At 67.9% G+C, this 495-nt stretch carries 2 protein-coding genes; one reads left to right on the forward strand and one right to left on the reverse strand.

Features of this window, described 5'->3' with window-relative positions:
- The coding region (locus tag B2J89_RS21675) for an MFS transporter (protein ID WP_205763932.1) at positions 1-166 on the forward strand (166 nt) is incomplete at its 5' end.
- A 136-nt stretch (positions 167-302) separates the two neighbouring features.
- On the opposite strand, the gene B2J89_RS21680 is transcribed toward B2J89_RS21675, so the two are convergent.
- On the reverse strand, positions 303-495 hold a 193-nt coding region (locus tag B2J89_RS21680; RefSeq protein ID WP_240965118.1), incomplete at its 5' end, for a 3D domain-containing protein.

Below are 495 nucleotides of genomic sequence, written 5' to 3' on the forward strand. Positions count from 1 at the left end.
GGCCCGCTACGTCGAGCAGGTCACGGACGAGTCGTGGACCGAGCACCTGCGCCGCTTCGACCGTGTGACGGCTTCCGACGTGGTGCTGCGCGAGCGCAAGCTGGCGTTCCACACCGGCGACGCGCCGCCGGTCGTCTCGCGCTACCTGGTCGAACAAGACCGGTGAGGCCGCACCATCGCTATCGAATAAATAGCTGCTTGCGCTGGCCGGGTCACTGTTTCAAATACAAAACAGTGTAAAAACAAGATACAGCAAGCGCTGGCAGCTCACTTTTTTGCCGTGGGCCGCCCGGCCATGGCCCTCAACGCGGCCACAGCGCCCACAGCCGCAGGCCCTGCTTGAGCCGCCCGGCGACATCGCCGGCCTCCGGGCCCCAGCCGACGAAGTAGTCGGCGCGCACCGCGCCGACGATGGCGCTGCCGGTGTCCTGTGCCAGCACCAGGCGCTGGAACTGCCCGGCCGGGCCGCTCGAGGCCATCCACACCGGCGTGCCA

The organism is Acidovorax sp. SRB_24, from assembly GCF_012931925.1.